Source organism: Mesorhizobium sp. M0040, from assembly GCF_040323505.1.
Classification (GTDB): Bacteria; Pseudomonadota; Alphaproteobacteria; order Rhizobiales; family Rhizobiaceae; genus Mesorhizobium.
The window spans coordinates 150,421-167,674 of sequence record NZ_JAMYVA010000008.1; the positions used below are offsets into that span (position 1 = coordinate 150,421).

Sequence of the window (17,254 nt, forward strand, 5' to 3'; positions counted from 1 at the left end):
CCCGAACATATCTGTCCCTTTCTCACTTGGCGGCGATGCGGCTGCGGATGAAGTCGACCATGTCGGGGGCGTCCCATTCGGCCGGCCCAATCAGCCGGCCGATCTCCTTGCCGTCGCGGTCGACCAGCAGGGTTGCCGGAAGGCCGACGGTTCCGATGGCGAACATGGCCCTGCCCGAGACGTCGATGTTGAGGGCGAGGTGCTTGATGCCGATCTCGGCGAAGAACTTCTTCACAATCTCAGGACCGGCGCGGTCCATGGACAGCGCGACGACCTCGAAATCCGGACCGCCGAGTTTGGCCTGTAGGCGATCGAGCGTAGGCATCTCCTTGCGGCAGGGCGCGCACCATGTCGCCCAGACGTTAAGCAGCACGACCTTGCCGTGGAAATCCGCAAGCATTTTCGGCTTGCCATTGCCATCCTCGAAGCTGATTTCCGGCACGGGGACGGGCGCCTCGTGAACGGCAAAGTTCTGCGGCGGCTCAGCGGCTGATACCGGCCACGAAAACGCCAGCAGCATGCCAACCAGGACCACGGCTAGTTTGCTCACAATGTCCTCACTCGGTCGCGTAGACGGTGGGCGCCTTGCCGTCCTTGGTGAAGGCGTAGACGACGAAGGGGCCTTGCTTCTCGCCACCCATGCCTGGGGCGCCGGCCGGCATGCCGGCGAGCGTTATGCCGGTGATCGCAGGGCGCTCGGTCAAAAGCTTCTTGACGATCTCGACCGGCACCAGGCCATCGACGATATAGCCGTCGACCATCAGCGTGTGGCAGCCTTCGAGGTCGGCCGGCACACCGGCATCGCTGCTGATCTGGGAGAGATTGTTGACCGGCTTGATGTCGACCTTGAAGCCGTTGTGCTCGAGATAGTTGGCGTAGGACTCGCAGCAGCTGCATTGCGGGTTCTTGTACATGACGGCGTTGATCGTTGCGGCGAAGGCGGGCAGCGGCGTTGCGATCAGCAGGGACAGGGCGGCAAGGCGGTAGGTCAGTTTCATTGCAGTTCTCCTTGGTTGGATAAAAGTTTCAGGTCACGCGGAACGCCGTCATCAGGCCGGCCATCTGGTGATCGGCGACATGGCAGTGCAGCATCCAGTCGCCGGGATTGTCGGCGACGAAGGCGCATTCGATCGTATCCTTGGGGGCGAGCAGCACCGTGTCCTGCCATTGCCGGTGCGGCACCGGCGAGCCGTTGCGCGAGATGACCGACAGGCTGAAGCCGTGGACATGCATCGGGTGCCACCAGGCGGTTTCGTTGCGCATGGTGAGATGGCAGGTCACACCGCGTTTCAGCGTGAACTGCGGCGCCATGCCGGCATGGCCGTCGCCGGTCATCGACATGCCGTTGATCGCCCAGGCCGCACCGCCGTTCATGTCCATCATCCCCATGCCCATCATGCCGCCGACGCCCTTGAGCTTGCCGCCGCCCATCATGCCGCCCTGCAGGACGATCTCCTGGCGCTCGGCGCCAGCGAGGTCGGGCCGGGGCAAGGGGTTGCGCGGCAGGCCGACAGGCGTGTCGAGCGGATGGGTTCTCAGCGGCGGCGCTGCGTCATAGGCCAGCGTGGTCAGCGTATAGGCGAGGCCGTCGTAGAAATCGTCGATCACCGCGTGGCGGCTGCCGGGGTGGCCCTGCATGTCGAGCACGATGTCGATGCGCATGGCGGGCGCCAGCACCAGGCGACCGCCCTCCGGTTCATGCGGATCGCAGGGCTGGCCGTCGATGGCGACGACGACCGGACGGTGGCCTTCGAAGCGCAGCGCCATCATGCGGGCAAGCGAGGCATTGGCGAGCCGCAGCCTGACGCGCTCGCCGGCCTTCACGCTCCGATCGCCTGGCCCCGTGCCGTTGACGGTGACGACATTGCCGACGCGACCCGACATCGACGCATCCATGGCACTGCCGAAGCCGCCGGCGATCTGCCCATCGGCCGCAAGCCGCCAGTCCTGCAGCAGCCACAGAATGTCACGGTCGACGGCGACCGGCTCGACCTCCTCGACGACCAGTGCGCCGGCAAGGCCACGGCCGAGCTGGACCAGGCTGTTGGCGTGCGGGTGATACCAGAAGGTGCCGGCATCGGGCGGGGTGAATTCATAGATGAAATTTTCACCTGGCCTGATCGGCTTCTGCGTCAGGCCGGGCACGCCATCCATCGCGTTCGGCAGCCGGATGCCATGCCAGTGAACCGTGCTGTCTTCGTCCAGTCCGTTCTCGACGATGATGCGAGCGGGCTGCCCCTGGCGTAAGCGCAGTGTCGGGCCGGGGACCGTGCCATCATAGGCCCATACCGGAGTGCGCGGACCATCAGGGCCGGCGAACCGGGCCTGGCCCGGCGCCACCCTGATCCGGTATTCGCCGGTGGCCATCGCCCGCGCAGGGCGGATCGGCACTGCGGCGGCAATGCTCGCTGCCGCAAGCAGGAATTTGCGGCGCGTTATGAACGGATTTGAAACGGAATTCACTTTTGTGACCCTTGCGGTAACCGACGGCGAACGTCGCGACGTCGATTGAATTGCCACCGCGCCCGCTGCGCAGTACGCGCAACCGGGCGATCAAACGCCGCTAATCAGCCGCGGAACGGCAGAAACGGCGTCAGACGAGAGCGCTGGGTCTTGGAGGGAATGGCTCGGGCAGCAGACTTCGCCCGTGCAGGAACGGGGCGGTAAGCGCCGACGGCAGCTCGGCCGGCGGCAGTCCCGTCACGGGGAGAGCTTCCGGCAGTACCGCCAGAACCGGTGCGACACAGGTCGGCGCACATTGCATCGGTTTGTCATTGCCGGCCGAGCCCTTGAGGCAAGCGTTGCAGTCACCGTCCCTGGCATCGGCCATCTTGGCCATGTCGGCGTCGGTGGTGCCGGTATCTGCGGCCATGGTCATGCGGCCGTCGACTGCCATCCTGGCCGACATGACGGCAGCTTGAGCGGCGGACAGGCTGAACCCGGCGGTCACGACGACCGCGAGAAGCATGACCAGGAGGTGTTTTGGTGACAGGCGCGCCATCATCCGCTCAGGTTGACCGTAAAGTGCGGCTTTTGCAAGCTCCGGATGCCGCGACATCGGGGCTGACGCGAGCTCTGCTCTGGCAAATCAATGGTGAGGATGCTCGCATTTATCGTGATCCGCCAGGACCTCGATGACACGGCATTCGCAGACTTTTCCGTGCCGGCAGCCTTCGACCATATGCTCCAGCTCGGCTTTCAATGCTGTAAGGCTGCGTATCCGCTGAACCACGTCGGCCAGACGCGCCTGGGCAATGGCGTCGGCGGTCGCACAAGGCTGGCTGGGATTATCCTGCAGCGTCAGCAGCGCCCTGATGGCTTCGATCCCGAACCCCAACTCGCGCGCGTGCCTGATGAAGGCGAGCCGGCGCAAGTCTGCCGCTTCATACTGCCGGCGATTGGCTTCGCTGCGGGCAGCGGCAGGAAGCAACTCTATCTGCTCATAGTAGCGGATGGTTGGAACCTTCACGCCGCTGTGTCGGGCCGCTTCACCGATGGTCACACCTGTTGACATTTCGCTTGCTCCTCTAGTCGCTAGAGGATGTAGCGTCGCGGTCGAAGATACAAGAGGTTCATCATGGCTGCGACCAAACAACAGACCCGCTACCGTGTGGAAGGCATGGATTGCGCCGGTTGCGCCAGCAAAATCGATACGGCCGTGCGGCGGATGCCTGGTGTTCAGGACATCAACGTATCCGTTTCGGCGGGCATTCTGACGGTCACTCATACTCCCGAAAGCAATCTCGGCGCGATCGAGAGGAAGGTCACCGGCCTCGGCTACGCCGTCGCTCCGCTGACCTCCAAGTCTGGGACGCCGGCGTCCGATCAATCCGCCGACAACCATGCCGACGGAAGGCGCAATCACGACGAGAACGTAGCGCGGTTACATGATAACGATGATGCGCCGGCGTCGGAGCTATGGTGGGACAGCGCCAAGGGTCGCCTGGCCATCGCCAGCGGGGTCGCCTTGGCCGTGGCTTTCGCGATTGATTACGCCTGGCCCGCGACCGGCCCGTGGGCCTTCATCGCCGCAATGCTGCTCGGCCTGGCTCCGATCGCGCGCCGAGCGGCCATGGCCGCAGCGGCAGGCATTCCGTTCACAATCGAAATGCTGATGACTGTGGCGGCGGCCGGGGCCGTCATCATCGGTGCCGGCGAGGAAGCGGCGACGGTGGTCTTCTTGTTCCTGATCGGCGAGTTGCTCGAAGGGGTTGCGGCCGGCAAGGCACGGTCCAGTATTCAAGCGCTCACGGTCCTCGTTCCCAAAACCGCGTTCGTCGAGAAAGACGGCCAGACCCGCGAGGTGCCGGCCGAAAGCCTGGTTGTGGGCGCCATCATCCTCGTGCGGCCGGGCGACCGGATTCCGGCTGACGGCGAGATCACCGAAGGCGGGAGCGCCATCGATGAATCACCCGTCTCCGGTGAAAGCGTGCCGGTGCGCAAGGACGTCGGCGACACGGTCTTTGCCGGCACTATCAACGGTGACGGCGTGCTGCGCGTCAAGGTGACGGCGACCGCCGCAGACAACACGATTGCACGCGTGATCAAGCTGGTCGAGGAGGCGCAGGAAAACAAGGCGCCGACCGAGCGCTTCATCGATCGCTTTTCGCGCTGGTACATGCCCGGCGTTGTCGCCGTCGCGGCGCTCGTGGCCGCCACACCGCCGCTGCTCTTGGGCGGCGATTGGAACGAATGGATATACAAGGGGCTGGCGCTGCTGCTCATCGGCTGCCCGTGCGCGCTGGTCATTTCAGTTCCGGCGGCGATCGCGGCGTCGCTTTCGGCCGGAGCCCGGCGCGGCCTGCTGATGAAAGGTGGGGCGGTGCTGGAAGGGCTCGCGACCATCAACGCCGTGGCGTTCGACAAGACCGGCACGCTGACGCTCGGCAAGCCGCAGGTCACCGATGTCGTTGCGGTGGGTGCCAGTGAACGCGACATCCTTTCGCTCGCGGCAGCGCTTGAGATCGGCTCGAGCCACCCCCTCGCTTTGGCCATCCTCCAAAGGGCCAAAGCCGGCAACATTCCTGTGCCGCCTGCCGCCGAAGCCAAAGCGATCGGCGGTAAAGGGGTTATCGGTCGTGTCGGCGGCAAGAACCTGTTTCTGGGCTCGCCAGTCGCGGCGGGCGAGATAAACCTGCTGCCAGCAGACCAGGCGGCACGCATCGTGGCATTGAACGATGAAGGCAAGTCAGTGGCGGTGCTGCTTGTAGACAACGCGCTGGCCGGCTTCATTGCCATGCGCGACGAACCCCGGCCGGATGCTTTCGCCGGGCTAAAGGCGCTGACCAATGCAGGCATCAGGACAGTCATGCTAACCGGCGACAATAAGCGCACGGCGGCTGCCATTGGCAAACAACTCGGCATCGAGGTGCGCGCCGAACTGCTCCCGGAGGACAAGCAGCGCATCCTCGACGAGTTGAAGGGGCAGGGGCTTAGGGTAGCCAAGGTCGGCGACGGCATCAACGATGCGCCGGCACTTGCCGCCGCCGATGTCGGCATTGCCATGGGCGGCGGCACCGATGTGGCTCTTGAAACGGCTGACGCAGCGGTGCTGCATGGACGCGTCGGCGACGTTGCGGCCATGATCAGGCTGTCCCAAGCAACCATGGCCAACATCAAGCAGAACGTCACCATTGCGTTGGGCCTGAAGGCAGTGTTCCTGGTGACGACGATCGCCGGCATCACCGGCCTCTGGCCCGCCATTGTCGCGGACACCGGGGCGACGGTGCTGGTGACGGCCAATGCCATGCGGGTGTTGCGTTGGAAGAGCAGCTGGTAAGAGCGACAACGGCATCGTGTTAGGGCAGACCATGCAGCAAGCCATTGCGTCGGACGGCCTTCGCCGGGTGGTGCTTGTCGTCGCACTGCTGAACCTGGGTTATTTCGGCATTGAATTCGCTGTCGCGCTGGCGATCGGCTCGGTGTCGCTGTTCGCCGACAGCGTCGATTTTCTGGAAGATGCCTCGGTCAATCTCCTCATACTGCTCGCCATGGGATGGTCGCTGCGTGCCCGCTCGCGGGTCGGCATGGCGCTGGCGCTTATCCTGCTGGTGCCGGGCCTGGCGACGCTGTGGACCGCGTGGGGAAAGTTCAACATGCCGGTGCCGCCGCAGCCAACGGCGCTGACGCTGGCGGGATTGGGCGCTCTGGCGGTCAATCTGTCATGCGCCTACATGCTGGCGCGCTACCGCCATCACAGCGGCAGTCTTACCAGGGCGGCATTCCTTTCGGCCCGCAACGACGCCGTCGCCAATATTGCGATCATACTGGCCGGGTTGGTGACGGCCTTCCTGTGGCGCTCGGCGTGGCCGGATCTGATCGTCGGCCTGGGAATCGCGGCACTGAATGCAGATGCGGCGCGCGAGGTCTGGGAGGCAGCTCGGGAAGAGCACCGGGCCGTTTCGTGAACTCCAAAACGCTCAGCGCGCTGCCGGATTGCCAATCCGCCAATGCAGGCCCCTATACCGGCCAGCAGTGAGAACCGCTCATAAGTAAAAATCGGGAGGAAAAACCATGAACAGCATGAGCCTCACCACACTTGGACGAAGTCGACCGGGTCGAAGCGGTGAAACGATGAACCGCTCAAGGCCACGCACGTCATCAAAAGGCCCGCGTCTCCGAAGAGGACGCGGGCCGATTTCGTCGGTATGCGCTAGGCAGGTATCAAGACGGCGATGCGGTGGATGCCGACCACCTTGCTGGTGTTGGCTGCCGCATCGGTCTTGCCCTTGGAGCAGGTATATACGTCACCTTCCTTGAGCTTGAATTCCTTGTCGGCTTTCTTGATCGTGAATTCACCGGCGGCAATGGTGCACACCATGTCGTTGTCCATTACCATTGCAGGGGCGGCTGCTCCCGGCTGGAAGACCACATCGACAATTGAGATGCTCTTGTAGGCGGGGATGTCGGAATTGCCGGTGCCGACCTCGACCACCCTGACGCCGGGGGCTATCTCCTTGCCTTCCTTCGGGCCGTATTTCTTGACCTTTGCAGCTGCCGCCAGCGTGAACAAAGGCGTTACCGCTGCCGCCGTCACGCCGAGCGCAATTGCAGACCTGCGATTTATGGTTTTCACGGCATCCTCCCATTATATTGGCCACGCACCAATGCGCATGACCACAATATATTAGCACATATGCAGGTAATTGCAGCACGATTAGCACATGTGCAGGTAATTGCAGCACGGCGTTTCGGAGCTCACGGAAGCGAAACCGCCTCCCGGTCGAATGCGACCGAACAGCAAACAATTCCATGCTATGCTGGCGAGCCATCAAACGGGCGACGGGGGACAGCAATGTTGGAAACGGACAAGGTATTCGCTGGCTCAATTCCGGAAAACTACGACCGCTATATGGTGCCGTTGATTTTCGAGCCGTTCGCCGCAGATCTTGCACGACGAGCAGCGTCCTTGTCGCCAAGCGCCGTTCTGGAAACCGCCGCAGGCACCGGGGTTGTCACCCGCGCATTGGCGCCAAAACTGTCCGCCGATGCAAGCTATGTCGTAACCGACCTCAACCAGCCGATGCTCGACTACGCCGCTTCGCGGCAAGCTCCCGACGATCGTATCAAATGGCGTCAGGCTGATGCTCTGGCGCTACCGTTCGAAAATGCGGCCTTCGATCTCGTTTGTTGTCAGTTCGGTGCGATGTTCTTTCCCAACCGCTCATGTGCCTATCGCGAAGCCCGGCGAGTCCTGAAGCCCGGAGGACATTTTCTATTCAGCGTATGGGATCGTATCGAAGAGAATGTATTTGCGGACGATGTGACGAATGCTCTGGCGAGGATTTTTCCGAACGATCCGCCGCGCTTTCTGGCACGCACGCCGCATGGCTACCACGATACGGCACTGATCCGTAGCGAGCTGGAGGACGCAGGTTTTTCCGGTGTGGTGATCGAGACGAGAGCCGAACAAAGCCGTGCCTCCTCGCCGCGCCTTCCGGCCGTTGCTTATTGCCAGGGCACTCTCCTTCGCAATGAAATCGAGGCCAGAGAGGCGGGAAAACTGGACGCTGCAACCGACTACGCCGCAGCCGTGATTGCAGACAGGCATGGCAGCGGCGAGGTTGCTGCCAAAATCCAGGCTCACATAGTGGTGGCTGTGGCCTAGGTGTTGGATATCCCGCTCCGGCACTTGGCGACATTCAGCTGCTGTGCGGCAAACATCTTGCCGCTATCCCGAATTCTCAGACGTTAACGTTCATTCGCCCGAGTGGCAGGTCGACAAGTGCCAGGTCGATAATCGCCGGTTTGACCGATCGCCGGGGCTTGATGGCGGCGGCTGCCGGCCGCAAGATTCTGGTCGGCCCGGCTTCACTTTCGCAGCCATGGCCGACTCCGCCCAGCAAGGTCTAGTCATTTCGCTTTCTTGACTCGGCCGACAAAAACGGGCAGCAAAGTCATCATTGGAGGGCAGTTTTGCCAACTATGCAGGTTTTGGAGGGTGTTTTTCGGTGTGACCGTCGCCCAATCGGCGGTCGGTAGAGGGATTGGTTAACCAACTTTGTCCATCTTTTGAATCAATCGGCAACAGACGCAAAGCGTGCTGGGGGCACCAGGCGAACTGTGAATGTCACGGCTGCGAAATCCGCTAGCCGGCATCGGCCGATTGAGAGTGGTTGAATGGCGTTTGTAAGTGCGAAAACCCGGGGTGACAGTCCTGCAACTGGATTGACTTCGATGAGGCCCGGCCTGCGCTGGGTCGCGGTTCCGGCCGTCGGCGCAGCCATTGCTTTATGGTCGGTGGCGACCTTGGCCGGCCTTTATTCAGTGGGAACCTCGCTCAGCGCCGCTTCCAACGGTCTCCCGCAAAGCCTGCTCGCGCCGCGCACCATCGCGCTCGCCGATCCTCGCCGCAGCCTTGCAAAGGCGCAGGCCCCGACATGGGCCGCAGCAAACGCGGCGCTGTCGGCCAAGCTGCTGCAGCACGGATGCGATGCCAACTGCCTGCGGTCGGCGTCGAACTTCGTCCACCAGGGAAAATCGGCCCGCCTCAAGCGCAACACCGTGCCGCTTGTCGCTGATGCGTCGCGGCAATCGAGCTTCGACGACGTGGTCGCCAAGGCCGCGCTGTCGCCGCAAAAGCTTGCCGCCGCCTTTGCCCGTGCCTCAGCCGGCTCACCCGTCATGCTCGCCAGCCTGCCGGCCGACGCGCGGTTCGCCGAGCCGGTACGCATACCCGACCCGAACGGCCCGGCACCGGTGCGCTTCGGGCCGGAGGTGGCGGAGATCGAACGCTCGTCGCGCCTTGCGCTGGCGCTGGCGAATACATTGCCGGAGCAGATGATCGATGTGCTCCCGGCAGCCATCGCGGCAAGCGAGCCCGCAGCCTCACGAGAGCCGCAAGAACCTGAGGTCGAGGTAGCCTCGCTGCCGCCGCAAGACGACATGCCCGACAGCATTCCGCTGCCGACGCTGCGTCCGCGGGCGGACATCGATAAGCCGGCCGAGGCGCCGCGGGCTCAAGCGTCAAGAGATCAGGCGCCAAAAGACCAGGCGCCAAAGGCCCAGGCGCAAAAGGATCAAGCATCGAAAACGGAGCCGCCCAAGGCGCAGGCCTCCAGGACCGCCAAGGCGAGCAAGGTGCAGACGGCCGAAGCGCCGCCGGTCGAGACGCAACCCGGCAGCCTGTCGCCTCGCAATTCGTCACAAGCGGCAGTGCCGGCCGTGTCGGGCAAGCCGGGCAAACGGTCGAAGACGCAGGGCGGCGACATGCTGGCCTATGCCAAGCCCGACATGTCTTCCGGCGGTCTCGGCGGAGCCTTCAGGAACCTGTTCACCACGCCTAACCTGGGCAGCGGCGTCGCCGTCTACGACATCTCGGCCAAGACCGTCTATATGCCCGACGGCTCGCGGCTGGAGGCACATTCGGGATACGGTTCGATGGTCGACCAGCCGCGCTACGTCCACAAGAAGAATGTCGGCCCGACGCCGCCGGATACCTACAATCTGACGATGCGGGAATCGCGCTTCCACGGTGTCGAGGCGATCCGTCTGACGCCGGCCAGCGGCAGCAACAAATATGGCCGCGACGGCCTGCTCGCCCACACCTACATGCTGCGCGGCGGGCGCGCCGAATCGAATGGCTGCGTCGTCTTCAAGGACTATGCCCGCTTCCTCGCCGCCTACAAGAAAGGCAAGATCAAGCGCCTTGTCGTCGTGCCGCGCCTGTCGAAGCCGCTGACACGCGTCGCCCAAGAGGGGCGAGGGGCTTAGGTCGCTCGCGGCAGTCCTTCATGGCTTCGTCATCCCAGGGCGGAGCGAACGCGAAGCGGAGCGCAGACCCTGGGATCCATGCCGTTACGTCAGCCGAAGAATGCAACGACGCAGATTGAAAGCCGTTCTGTAGCGATCCCTTTCACCTCCTGTCCTTCCCGCATCAAAAAGTCCCGCCCGTTGCAGCGCGGAGAGGTCACGGAATGGATCCCAGGGTCTTCGCGACGTCGCTTCGCGCCTGCTCCGCCCTGGGATGACGAAGCTGGGGAGGTTTGGCCAATCTCGAAGGTTTTCAATCCCGTCCGATGACACTATGAATGACCGGACCGGGCGGCTCCAGCTTCAAACAATCACGAGGACATCATGACAATACGCGCTGTCGTCTGGGGCGAGAATATTCATGAGCGGACCAATGAGGTGGTCGCCGGCATCTATCCCGAGGGCATGCATGCGACGATCGCCAATGCACTGAAGCTCGACCCGGAGATTTCGGTGTCGTGGGCGACGCTGGAGCAGCCGGAGCATGGGCTGCCGGCCGACCGTCTGGCCGAGACCGATGTCTTGCTGTGGTGGGGGCACAAGGACCATGGCGCCGTCGCCGACGAAGTGGTCGAGCGCGTGACGCGCCGCGTCTGGGAAGGCATGGGGCTGATCGTTCTCCATTCCGGCCACTTCTCGAAAATCTTCAAGAAGCTGATGGGCACGCCCTGCACGCTGAAATGGCGCGAGGCGGGCGAGCGCGAACGGCTTTGGGTGACCAGCCCCAACCACCCGATCGCTGCCGGGATCGGCGAGTATTTCGAGCTCGAGAACGAGGAGATGTATGGCGAGCAGTTCGCCGTGCCGGAGCCGCTGGAGACCGTCTTCATCTCGTGGTTCCAGGGCGGCGAAGTGTTCCGGTCGGGGCTGACCTATCGCCGCGGCGCCGGCAACATCTTCTATTTCAGGCCCGGCCACGAGACCTATCCGACCTATCACGACGCCAACGTCCACAAGGTGCTGCGCAATGCGGTGAGATGGGCGCACAACCCGCAAGGCTCCAATCCAGCCATCCTCGATGCGCCGAACGTGCCGGTGGAAAAGGCACTTGAGCCGATCGTCGAGCGCGGCGGAAAACTTCATTCCGCCGGCGAAGCCGGCTTTCGCTAGACCAAATCCATGATCGAACAAGAAGATAAAGCCCTGTCCTAAGGATAAGAATCATGCGCCTCTTGATACTCGGCACCGGTTGGATGGCGGAGGAGCACGCCAGGCAGTTCGGCAAGATCGAGGGCGTCGAACTGATCGGCGCCGTCGATCTCGACCGTACGCGTGTCGACAAGTTTTCGGACATCTACGGTATCCCCAACCGGTTCGCGTCGCTGGACGAGGCGCTGGCATGGGGCAAGTTCGACGCGGTGGCGAACGTGACGCCCGATCGCATCCACCATCCGACCACCATGATGCTGATCGCGGCGGGCAAGCCGGTGCTGTGCGAAAAGCCGCTCGCCGAAAACTTCGAGAAGGCCAGTGAGATGGCCGATGCCGCCGAGCGAGCCGGCATCATCAACATGGTCAACCTGACCTATCGCAATGTCGCGCCGCTGCAGAGAGCGCGCGCCATGGTGCTGGCCGGCGACATCGGCACGGTCAGGCATGTCGAGGCGTCCTATCTGCAGAGCTGGCTGATATCCAAGTTCTGGGGCGACTGGCGCACCGATCCGAAATGGCTGTGGCGGCTGTCGCGCGGCCACGGCTCCAATGGCGTGCTGGGCGACGTCGGCATCCACATTCTCGATTTCGCCAGCTATGGCGCGGCGCTCGACATCGACCATGTGTTCTGCCGCCTGAGATCCTTCGACAAGGCGCCCGGCAACCGGATCGGCGAATACGAGCTCGACGCCAACGACAGTTTCACCATGGCGCTCGATTTCAGCAATGGCGCCTTCGGCGTCGTCCATGCCAGCCGCTGGGCAACCGGCCATTTGAACGAACTCCGCCTGCGCATCTACGGCGACAAGGGCGGCATCGAAGTCGTGCACAATCTGACCGGCTCGGAGCTGAAAGCCTGCGTCGGCCAAGACGTCGAGAACGCCAAATGGCAGGTTCTGAATGCCGGAACGGTACCGACCAACTACCGGCGCTTCGTCGATGCGGTGCGCAACGGCGTCCAGGCCGAACCGTCATTTCGCCATGCGGCCGAATTGCAGAAGGTGCTGGACCTCGCAGTCGTCTCGGATGAGAAGCGGGCCGAATTGAGCACCGATACGCAGCGATATCGTTCAGGGAATCGTGAGAGGAGCCAGCCATGATCACGCGGCGCGCCGAATGTTCCTGCGGTCAGCTGTCAGCCACTTGTTCGGGCGAGCCGCAGCCGCTGCAACGAAGTAGGGCGGCTTTGATCGGAACGAGATTTTTCGCCGAATAATGGGTGAATGTCCGCCCTGGAGGTGGTGAGGCCGATATCGGAACGGCAGAAATGGGTCGATTCGAGCCGTTGCGCGAGGGGAGCTTTTGAGAAGCGCCATGAATGTCGCGATATTGGCGCTACCTACTCGTTCCCATCGACGAGACGAATGGCAGCATTCCATCACCGTTCCCGGTCCTCGGCGGCGGACGCGATGAACGGCTCGATTGAGCCCGAAACGAACTTCTGTCACGTTGGTAACCTGGCGCCACCTCCTCAGCAAGATATGTGCTATTCTGAGGCTATGCCCGCGCCCTCCGACCGATCACCCGACAAGTCGCCGGAAGACGGTGCAGTTGCATCGGATCCGTATGCGGAGCTAGCCAATCGCGGCGATTGGTCCAGGCTTCACCGCGAACTGTCAGACAGAGACCGCTGCAGTGAACTTGGCGGCGCCGAGCTCCAGCGCCTCGGGGAAGCCGCCTACATGCTTGGGCGCGAGGAGGAATTCGTTCGGGACTACGAAAGGGCCTTCGAAGAGCATCTCCGGAACGGACGCGAACGATCCGCAGCGCGTTGCGGCTTCTGGATCGGGCTCACCCTGATGTTTCGCGGTGAATTCGCCCAAGGCAGCGGATGGCTGACGCGCGCCAACCGGCTGGTCGAGGATCATACGCAGGAATGTGCAGAACACGGTTACCTTCAGCTCCCAATGGTCGAACAAAGCCTCGCCGCCGACAGTCCGGACGAAGCATTCGCGCACGCAACACGTGCCGCGGAGATCGGACAGCGCTGCGAAGATCCGGACCTCTTGGCTATCGCGCGCCACCTTCAGGGGCGGATATTGATCCTGCGCGGCGACTATGTGCGCGGCTTCGAACTGCTGGACGAGGTGATGGTTTCGGTCACCTCGGGCCGGCTCTCACCGATCGTCACCGGGCTGGTCTACTGCAGCGTGATCGAGATCTGTCAGAAATTTCATGCCACGGGCCGGGCGAGGGAATGGACATCGGCGCTGGTCGGATGGTGCGCGGGACAGCCCGAAATCGTTGCCTTCACCGGCAGATGCCTGATCCACCGGGCCGAAATCCTGATCCTCGACGGCCACTGGGACGAGGCCGGCCGCGAGGCCGGTGTCGCCAGCATCCGCCTTCAGCAGGGGCCCTCGAAGCACCACGCCGGTCCGGCATTCTACCAGAAGGGCGAGGTATTTCGCCTCCGCGGCCAATGGAACGAGGCCGATGCCGCCTATTGCGCGGCGAGCAGGCTCGGGTTCGATCCGCAGCCGGGGCTGGCGCTTATGCGATTGCAGCAGGGGCACGAGCAGCCGGCCCTTTCGGCGATCCGCCGCGCACTGCAGTCCGTCGACGACATGCCGGGCAAACTCCGCCTTTTGCCGGCTGCGGTGGAAATCACTCTCGCCGTCGGTTCGGCCGATGACGCTTGGGAGCTGTGCGAAACACTGCACGACTGCGCGCGCCAATATTCCGCGGATGCAGTCCGCGCCGCAGCCGCCGAGGCTACCGCGCGGGTGCTGATCCATGCTGGTCGAGCCGCGGAGGCATTGGCCCATATCCGGCGCGCGGTAGCGATCCTCTGGGAGCTTCGGGCGCCCTATCATCTTGCCCGGATGCGGGTGCTGACAGCGCGGGCCTGTCTCGCAACCGGCGATACTGAAGCGGCGCGGACCGAACTGGACGAAGCGATAAGACTTTTCCGCGAGCTCGGCGCGCGCCCCGACGAAGCCGTTGCCGGCAAGCTGCGGGTCACCATGACGGCGACAGGCAGCGAAGTTCTCACCCCCAGACAGACGCAGGTTCTGCGCCTGATCGCGTCAGGCCTGACCAACCCGGAAGTTGCCGGCGAGCTCGGTCTGAGCCAGCGGACGGTAGACCGTCACGTTAGCGATATCCTGACGCGGCTGAACGTGCGCACGCGCGCGGCAGCCACGGCCTATGCGGTCGAGCACGGCCTGATCGGCATGGACGTGTTTGGGTAATCCTACCCAAGCCAAAATTTCTCGTTGCGTGGGTACTTACGCCGAAGCGGGCAACCGTGGCGCGGGTCTAAACCTCATGGGGTGGTAAAGGCCACAGGAGGTTTTCCCGATGCCAACGAATAATAACAGCATGAGCGGGCCGGGCGGTGTCTGGCTCGCCACCGGAACGCTACTGCTGGCGGCTGCGCTCGTCTTTCACGGGCCACCGGACGCGGATTTGTCTGTTCAGATGCAGAATATCGCCGAGGGCCATGGGCGATGGGCTACGGTCCATTGGACGGCGGCAGCGGCGCTGTTCCTGATCGCCGGCGCTTCGTTCCTGAACCTGGCGCTCAACCCCCGGGTCCGGCATTCGCCGATGCTGAGTTCTGCCTGGATGGTGATGGCTCTCGGCGCCCTGATCACGTTCTCCACCGCAGTCGCCGAGGCATCGGTGGTCGCGGTCGCGGCCGACCGGGGTGACACCAACGCCTTCATGACCTGGTGGGCGTTTTCCGGCGGCATGGGTAACGGATTCTGGGCGCTCGCCCTGGCGACAGCGCTTGTCGCGTATCACGACGCCCGCGATGACGTCGGGATACTGCCCCGATGGGCCGCGATCGTCGGCTCGGCGTTCGGTATCCTTTCGGCAACCGGGTGGACACTCGGTGAGCAGCTCGGGATCGGCATCGGAGGTCCGATCTGGCTGATTTCCTCGCTTCTCATGTGCCTGTGGCTCGCGTGGTACGGGCTGTCCTCAAGGAGCGTCCGGTCGGGCAAGCCACAGCACAAAGCGCCTGATCCAGCATCATCTTAAGACAGGAGGAAAACATGTCCCTTCAAACGAAGGAAATCGAAGCGACGATCCACGACGTCCACGAATTCTTCACCGACTGGGTGACGGGCCGATGCCGTGGCGACGATGCGACGTTCAAGAAGAACGCGCTCGACCGGATCAGCGATGATCTGGTCGCCATCATGCCAGGCGGCAGGGCGTTCGGGAAAAAAGACTTCGCAGGTTACATGAAGAGCATCTACGGATCGAATCCGGCCTTCCGTATCAAGATACGCGACATCCGGATCAGCCATCAAAGCGCCGACCTGGCGGTCGTGAACTACCACGAATGGCAACGCGACGCGAAGGACTCCGATCAACCGAACAATGGCCGGGTCACGACGATGGTGGTCCGCGATCGCGGCTACAGCCGGGGGCCCGAGATCTTGCAAGTTCATGAAACCTGGCTCCCAGCCGATGTCGTTCAGTCCGCGGATTTCGCGTTCTGAGAAGCGTCGGTCCGAAACGGGCAGAGAAAGGAATTGCGCTGGCGGGACCATCGGCTCTGCCGGCGTCATCGAGCCAGAACTGTGCTTCTTTCAGCCCGTCGGCTGGGTCGAGATCAGCGCCGACCCTCTGGCGACGTTTGGCTGAAGACGCCGGCCACGGCCGGCTGAAGTTTTAGGTCAAAACCCAATCATTCTGAACGACCGAGTTGAACCCTCTGCAGACCTCTCGGCATGCTGTGTAAACCACGTCCGTTAGTTGATATTGAGGGCCAGGGACTCGGCCGCTATATTGAAAGCGTGATGCGCTTTCTCTAATTCGCAAGTTGCTTCTTCCGCCTGCCTGCTCGCTATTAACAATATTCTTGTCCGATTTTTTCGTTTGGGAGGCCGGCATGTCAGGATTGTAATCAATCAATTAGAGCGCCTAAAGACGGCGAAAGGGGAAGAGCTTTTGACTGCGGATCGGTTAGAGGATGGAAAGATTGCTAACGTAGCTCCACCGCCTATCCCGAGTGACAAGCGCATTAAGATTGAGCGTGGCGACAGAGCTGTGACCAAGGTCACGGTGCGCGAGTCCTAAGGTCGATTTCCACTCATCTCGGTCGCAGCCGGCAGTCAGCTAATTGAGTTGTTAGCCCTAATGCCGCAGGATCTTGCTCAGGAAGGCGCGGCTGCGGTCGGTCTTCGGGTTGGAGAAGAACTCGTCCGGCGTGCCGCTCTCGACGATGGCGCCGGCGTCCATGAATACCACCCGCTGCGCGACCTTGCGGGCAAAGCCCATTTCATGCGTCACCACCATCATAGTCATGCCTTCCTCGGCCACCGCGACCATGACGTCGAGCACTTCCGAGATCATCTCGGGATCGAGCGCCGAGGTCGGCTCGTCGAACAGCATGATCTTGGGGCGCATGCCGAGGCAGCGCGCGATCGCCACGCGCTGCTGCTGGCCGCCTGAGAGCTGCGCGGGATAGGCGTCGATCTTGTCGGCAAGACCGACCTTGGCGAGCAATTCGCGCCCGGCCATTTCGGCCTCGGCGCGCGGGATCTTGCGGACATGGATCGGCGCCAGCGTGACGTTCTCGAGCGCCGTCTTGTGCGGGTAGAGGTTGAACGACTGGAAGACGAAGCCGATCTCGGTGCGCAGCCGCGTCATGTTGGTGGCGGGGTCGCCGAGGCGCTGGCCGTCGACCGTCAGGTCGCCGTCGCGGATCGTCTCCAGCCCATTGATGCAGCGGATCAAGGTGCTCTTGCCCGAGCCGCTCGGGCCGCAGACGACGACCACTTCGCGCGGCTCGACGCTCAGCGTGATATCCCTGAGCACGTTGAGCTGGCCGAACCATTTGTTGACGCCGCGAAATTCGATCATGCCGGTGCCATTTTTGCTGGGGTTCGAC

At 63.0% G+C, this 17,254-nt stretch carries 17 protein-coding genes; 9 read left to right on the forward strand and 8 right to left on the reverse strand.

The window, feature by feature from the left end:
- Window positions 1-22: 22 nt before the first annotated feature.
- The 5 genes from NKJ91_RS10055 to NKJ91_RS10075 form a co-directional block, all read right to left on the reverse strand.
- Window positions 23-550 carry a TlpA family protein disulfide reductase gene (locus NKJ91_RS10055; RefSeq protein WP_352455402.1) on the reverse strand — a complete coding sequence of 176 codons (528 nt, stop codon included), beginning with the start codon at window positions 548-550 and terminating at the stop codon, window positions 23-25.
- Window positions 551-557: 7 nt separating this feature from the next.
- Window positions 558-998, reverse strand: a complete 441-nt coding sequence (locus tag NKJ91_RS10060; RefSeq protein ID WP_352452325.1) for a DUF411 domain-containing protein — start codon at window positions 996-998, stop codon at window positions 558-560.
- Window positions 999-1,026: 28 nt separating this feature from the next.
- Complete coding sequence (locus tag NKJ91_RS10065) at window positions 1,027-2,463, reverse strand: multicopper oxidase family protein (RefSeq protein WP_352455403.1); 1,437 nt, start codon at window positions 2,461-2,463, stop codon at window positions 1,027-1,029.
- A 130-nt stretch (window positions 2,464-2,593) separates the two neighbouring features.
- Entirely contained in the window at window positions 2,594-3,001 is a 408-nt protein-coding gene (locus NKJ91_RS10070; RefSeq protein ID WP_352455404.1) for a hypothetical protein, read from the reverse strand.
- An 87-nt stretch (window positions 3,002-3,088) separates the two neighbouring features.
- On the reverse strand, window positions 3,089-3,514 hold the full coding sequence (locus tag NKJ91_RS10075; RefSeq protein WP_352455405.1) for a MerR family transcriptional regulator: 426 nt from the start codon (window positions 3,512-3,514) through the stop codon (window positions 3,089-3,091).
- 63 nt (window positions 3,515-3,577) lie between these two features.
- On the opposite strand from NKJ91_RS10075, the gene NKJ91_RS10080 reads away from it, so the two are divergent.
- A complete protein-coding gene (locus NKJ91_RS10080) occupies window positions 3,578-5,779 on the forward strand; it encodes a heavy metal translocating P-type ATPase (protein WP_352455406.1) in 2,202 nt (733 codons plus the stop codon).
- A gap of 31 nt (window positions 5,780-5,810) precedes the next feature.
- On the forward strand, window positions 5,811-6,407 hold the full coding sequence (locus tag NKJ91_RS10085; protein WP_352455407.1) for a cation efflux transmembrane domain-containing protein: 597 nt from the start codon (window positions 5,811-5,813) through the stop codon (window positions 6,405-6,407).
- Window positions 6,408-6,652: 245 nt separating this feature from the next.
- Here the strand turns inward: NKJ91_RS10085 and NKJ91_RS10090 are convergent, their stop codons facing one another.
- Entirely contained in the window at window positions 6,653-7,075 is a 423-nt protein-coding gene (locus tag NKJ91_RS10090; protein WP_352455408.1) for a hypothetical protein, read from the reverse strand.
- 219 nt (window positions 7,076-7,294) lie between these two features.
- Between NKJ91_RS10090 and NKJ91_RS10095 the strand changes: the two genes are divergently transcribed.
- From NKJ91_RS10095 to NKJ91_RS10110, 4 genes are all read left to right on the forward strand, one after another.
- Complete coding sequence (locus NKJ91_RS10095) at window positions 7,295-8,107, forward strand: class I SAM-dependent methyltransferase (RefSeq protein WP_352455409.1); 813 nt, start codon at window positions 7,295-7,297, stop codon at window positions 8,105-8,107.
- A gap of 569 nt (window positions 8,108-8,676) precedes the next feature.
- A complete protein-coding gene (locus tag NKJ91_RS10100) occupies window positions 8,677-10,212 on the forward strand; it encodes a tlde1 domain-containing protein (RefSeq protein WP_352455410.1) in 1,536 nt (511 codons plus the stop codon).
- 363 nt (window positions 10,213-10,575) lie between these two features.
- Complete coding sequence (locus tag NKJ91_RS10105; RefSeq protein WP_352455411.1) at window positions 10,576-11,361, forward strand: ThuA domain-containing protein; 786 nt, start codon at window positions 10,576-10,578, stop codon at window positions 11,359-11,361.
- A 53-nt stretch (window positions 11,362-11,414) separates the two neighbouring features.
- Window positions 11,415-12,503 (forward strand): Gfo/Idh/MocA family protein, encoded by a 1,089-nt coding sequence (locus tag NKJ91_RS10110; protein ID WP_352455412.1) that lies wholly within the window; start codon window positions 11,415-11,417, stop codon window positions 12,501-12,503.
- A 516-nt stretch (window positions 12,504-13,019) separates the two neighbouring features.
- On the opposite strand, the gene NKJ91_RS10115 is transcribed toward NKJ91_RS10110, so the two are convergent.
- The gene (locus NKJ91_RS10115; protein WP_198023562.1) at window positions 13,020-13,322 is read right to left on the reverse strand and encodes a hypothetical protein; all 303 of its coding nucleotides are present in this window, start codon (window positions 13,320-13,322) and stop codon (window positions 13,020-13,022) included.
- Between NKJ91_RS10115 and NKJ91_RS10120 the strand changes: the two genes are divergently transcribed.
- The 3 genes from NKJ91_RS10120 to NKJ91_RS10130 all read left to right on the forward strand — a co-directional run bounded on the left by NKJ91_RS10120 (window position 13,311) and on the right by NKJ91_RS10130 (window position 15,860).
- On the forward strand, window positions 13,311-14,597 hold the full coding sequence (locus NKJ91_RS10120) for a LuxR C-terminal-related transcriptional regulator (RefSeq protein WP_352455413.1): 1,287 nt from the start codon (window positions 13,311-13,313) through the stop codon (window positions 14,595-14,597). The two genes, NKJ91_RS10115 and NKJ91_RS10120, sit on opposite strands and share 12 nt — an antisense overlap.
- 130 nt (window positions 14,598-14,727) lie before the next feature.
- Window positions 14,728-15,393 (forward strand): hypothetical protein, encoded by a 666-nt coding sequence (locus NKJ91_RS10125; protein WP_352455414.1) that lies wholly within the window; start codon window positions 14,728-14,730, stop codon window positions 15,391-15,393.
- 14 nt (window positions 15,394-15,407) lie between these two features.
- Window positions 15,408-15,860, forward strand: coding sequence for a nuclear transport factor 2 family protein (locus NKJ91_RS10130; RefSeq protein ID WP_352455415.1), 453 nt, complete (start codon window positions 15,408-15,410; stop codon window positions 15,858-15,860).
- Between the two features lie 637 nt (window positions 15,861-16,497).
- Here NKJ91_RS10130 and NKJ91_RS10135 read toward each other — a convergent pair.
- Entirely contained in the window at window positions 16,498-17,226 is a 729-nt protein-coding gene (locus tag NKJ91_RS10135) for an amino acid ABC transporter ATP-binding protein (protein ID WP_352989606.1), read from the reverse strand.
- Window positions 17,227-17,254 lie beyond the last annotated feature (28 nt).

Excerpts from the sequence above, each read along its gene's own strand:
- NKJ91_RS10105 (WP_352455411.1), top strand. The coding sequence starts at position 10,576 with ATGACAATACGCGCTGTCGTCTGGGGCGAGAATATTCATGAGCGGACC.
- NKJ91_RS10135 (WP_352989606.1), bottom strand. The coding sequence starts at position 17,226 with ATGATCGAATTTCGCGGCGTCAACAAATGGTTCGGCCAGCTCAACGTG.
- NKJ91_RS10085 (WP_352455407.1), top strand. The coding sequence starts at position 5,811 with ATGCAGCAAGCCATTGCGTCGGACGGCCTTCGCCGGGTGGTGCTTGTC.
- NKJ91_RS10080 (WP_352455406.1), top strand. The coding sequence starts at position 3,578 with ATGGCTGCGACCAAACAACAGACCCGCTACCGTGTGGAAGGCATGGAT.
- NKJ91_RS10100 (WP_352455410.1), top strand. The coding sequence starts at position 8,677 with ATGAGGCCCGGCCTGCGCTGGGTCGCGGTTCCGGCCGTCGGCGCAGCC.
- NKJ91_RS10120 (WP_352455413.1), top strand. The coding sequence starts at position 13,311 with ATGGTCGAACAAAGCCTCGCCGCCGACAGTCCGGACGAAGCATTCGCG.
- NKJ91_RS10110 (WP_352455412.1), top strand. The coding sequence starts at position 11,415 with ATGCGCCTCTTGATACTCGGCACCGGTTGGATGGCGGAGGAGCACGCC.
- NKJ91_RS10060 (WP_352452325.1), bottom strand. The coding sequence starts at position 998 with ATGAAACTGACCTACCGCCTTGCCGCCCTGTCCCTGCTGATCGCAACG.
- NKJ91_RS10095 (WP_352455409.1), top strand. The coding sequence starts at position 7,295 with ATGTTGGAAACGGACAAGGTATTCGCTGGCTCAATTCCGGAAAACTAC.
- NKJ91_RS10075 (WP_352455405.1), bottom strand. The coding sequence starts at position 3,514 with ATGTCAACAGGTGTGACCATCGGTGAAGCGGCCCGACACAGCGGCGTG.
- NKJ91_RS10070 (WP_352455404.1), bottom strand. The coding sequence starts at position 3,001 with ATGGCGCGCCTGTCACCAAAACACCTCCTGGTCATGCTTCTCGCGGTC.
- NKJ91_RS10125 (WP_352455414.1), top strand. The coding sequence starts at position 14,728 with ATGAGCGGGCCGGGCGGTGTCTGGCTCGCCACCGGAACGCTACTGCTG.
- NKJ91_RS10130 (WP_352455415.1), top strand. The coding sequence starts at position 15,408 with ATGTCCCTTCAAACGAAGGAAATCGAAGCGACGATCCACGACGTCCAC.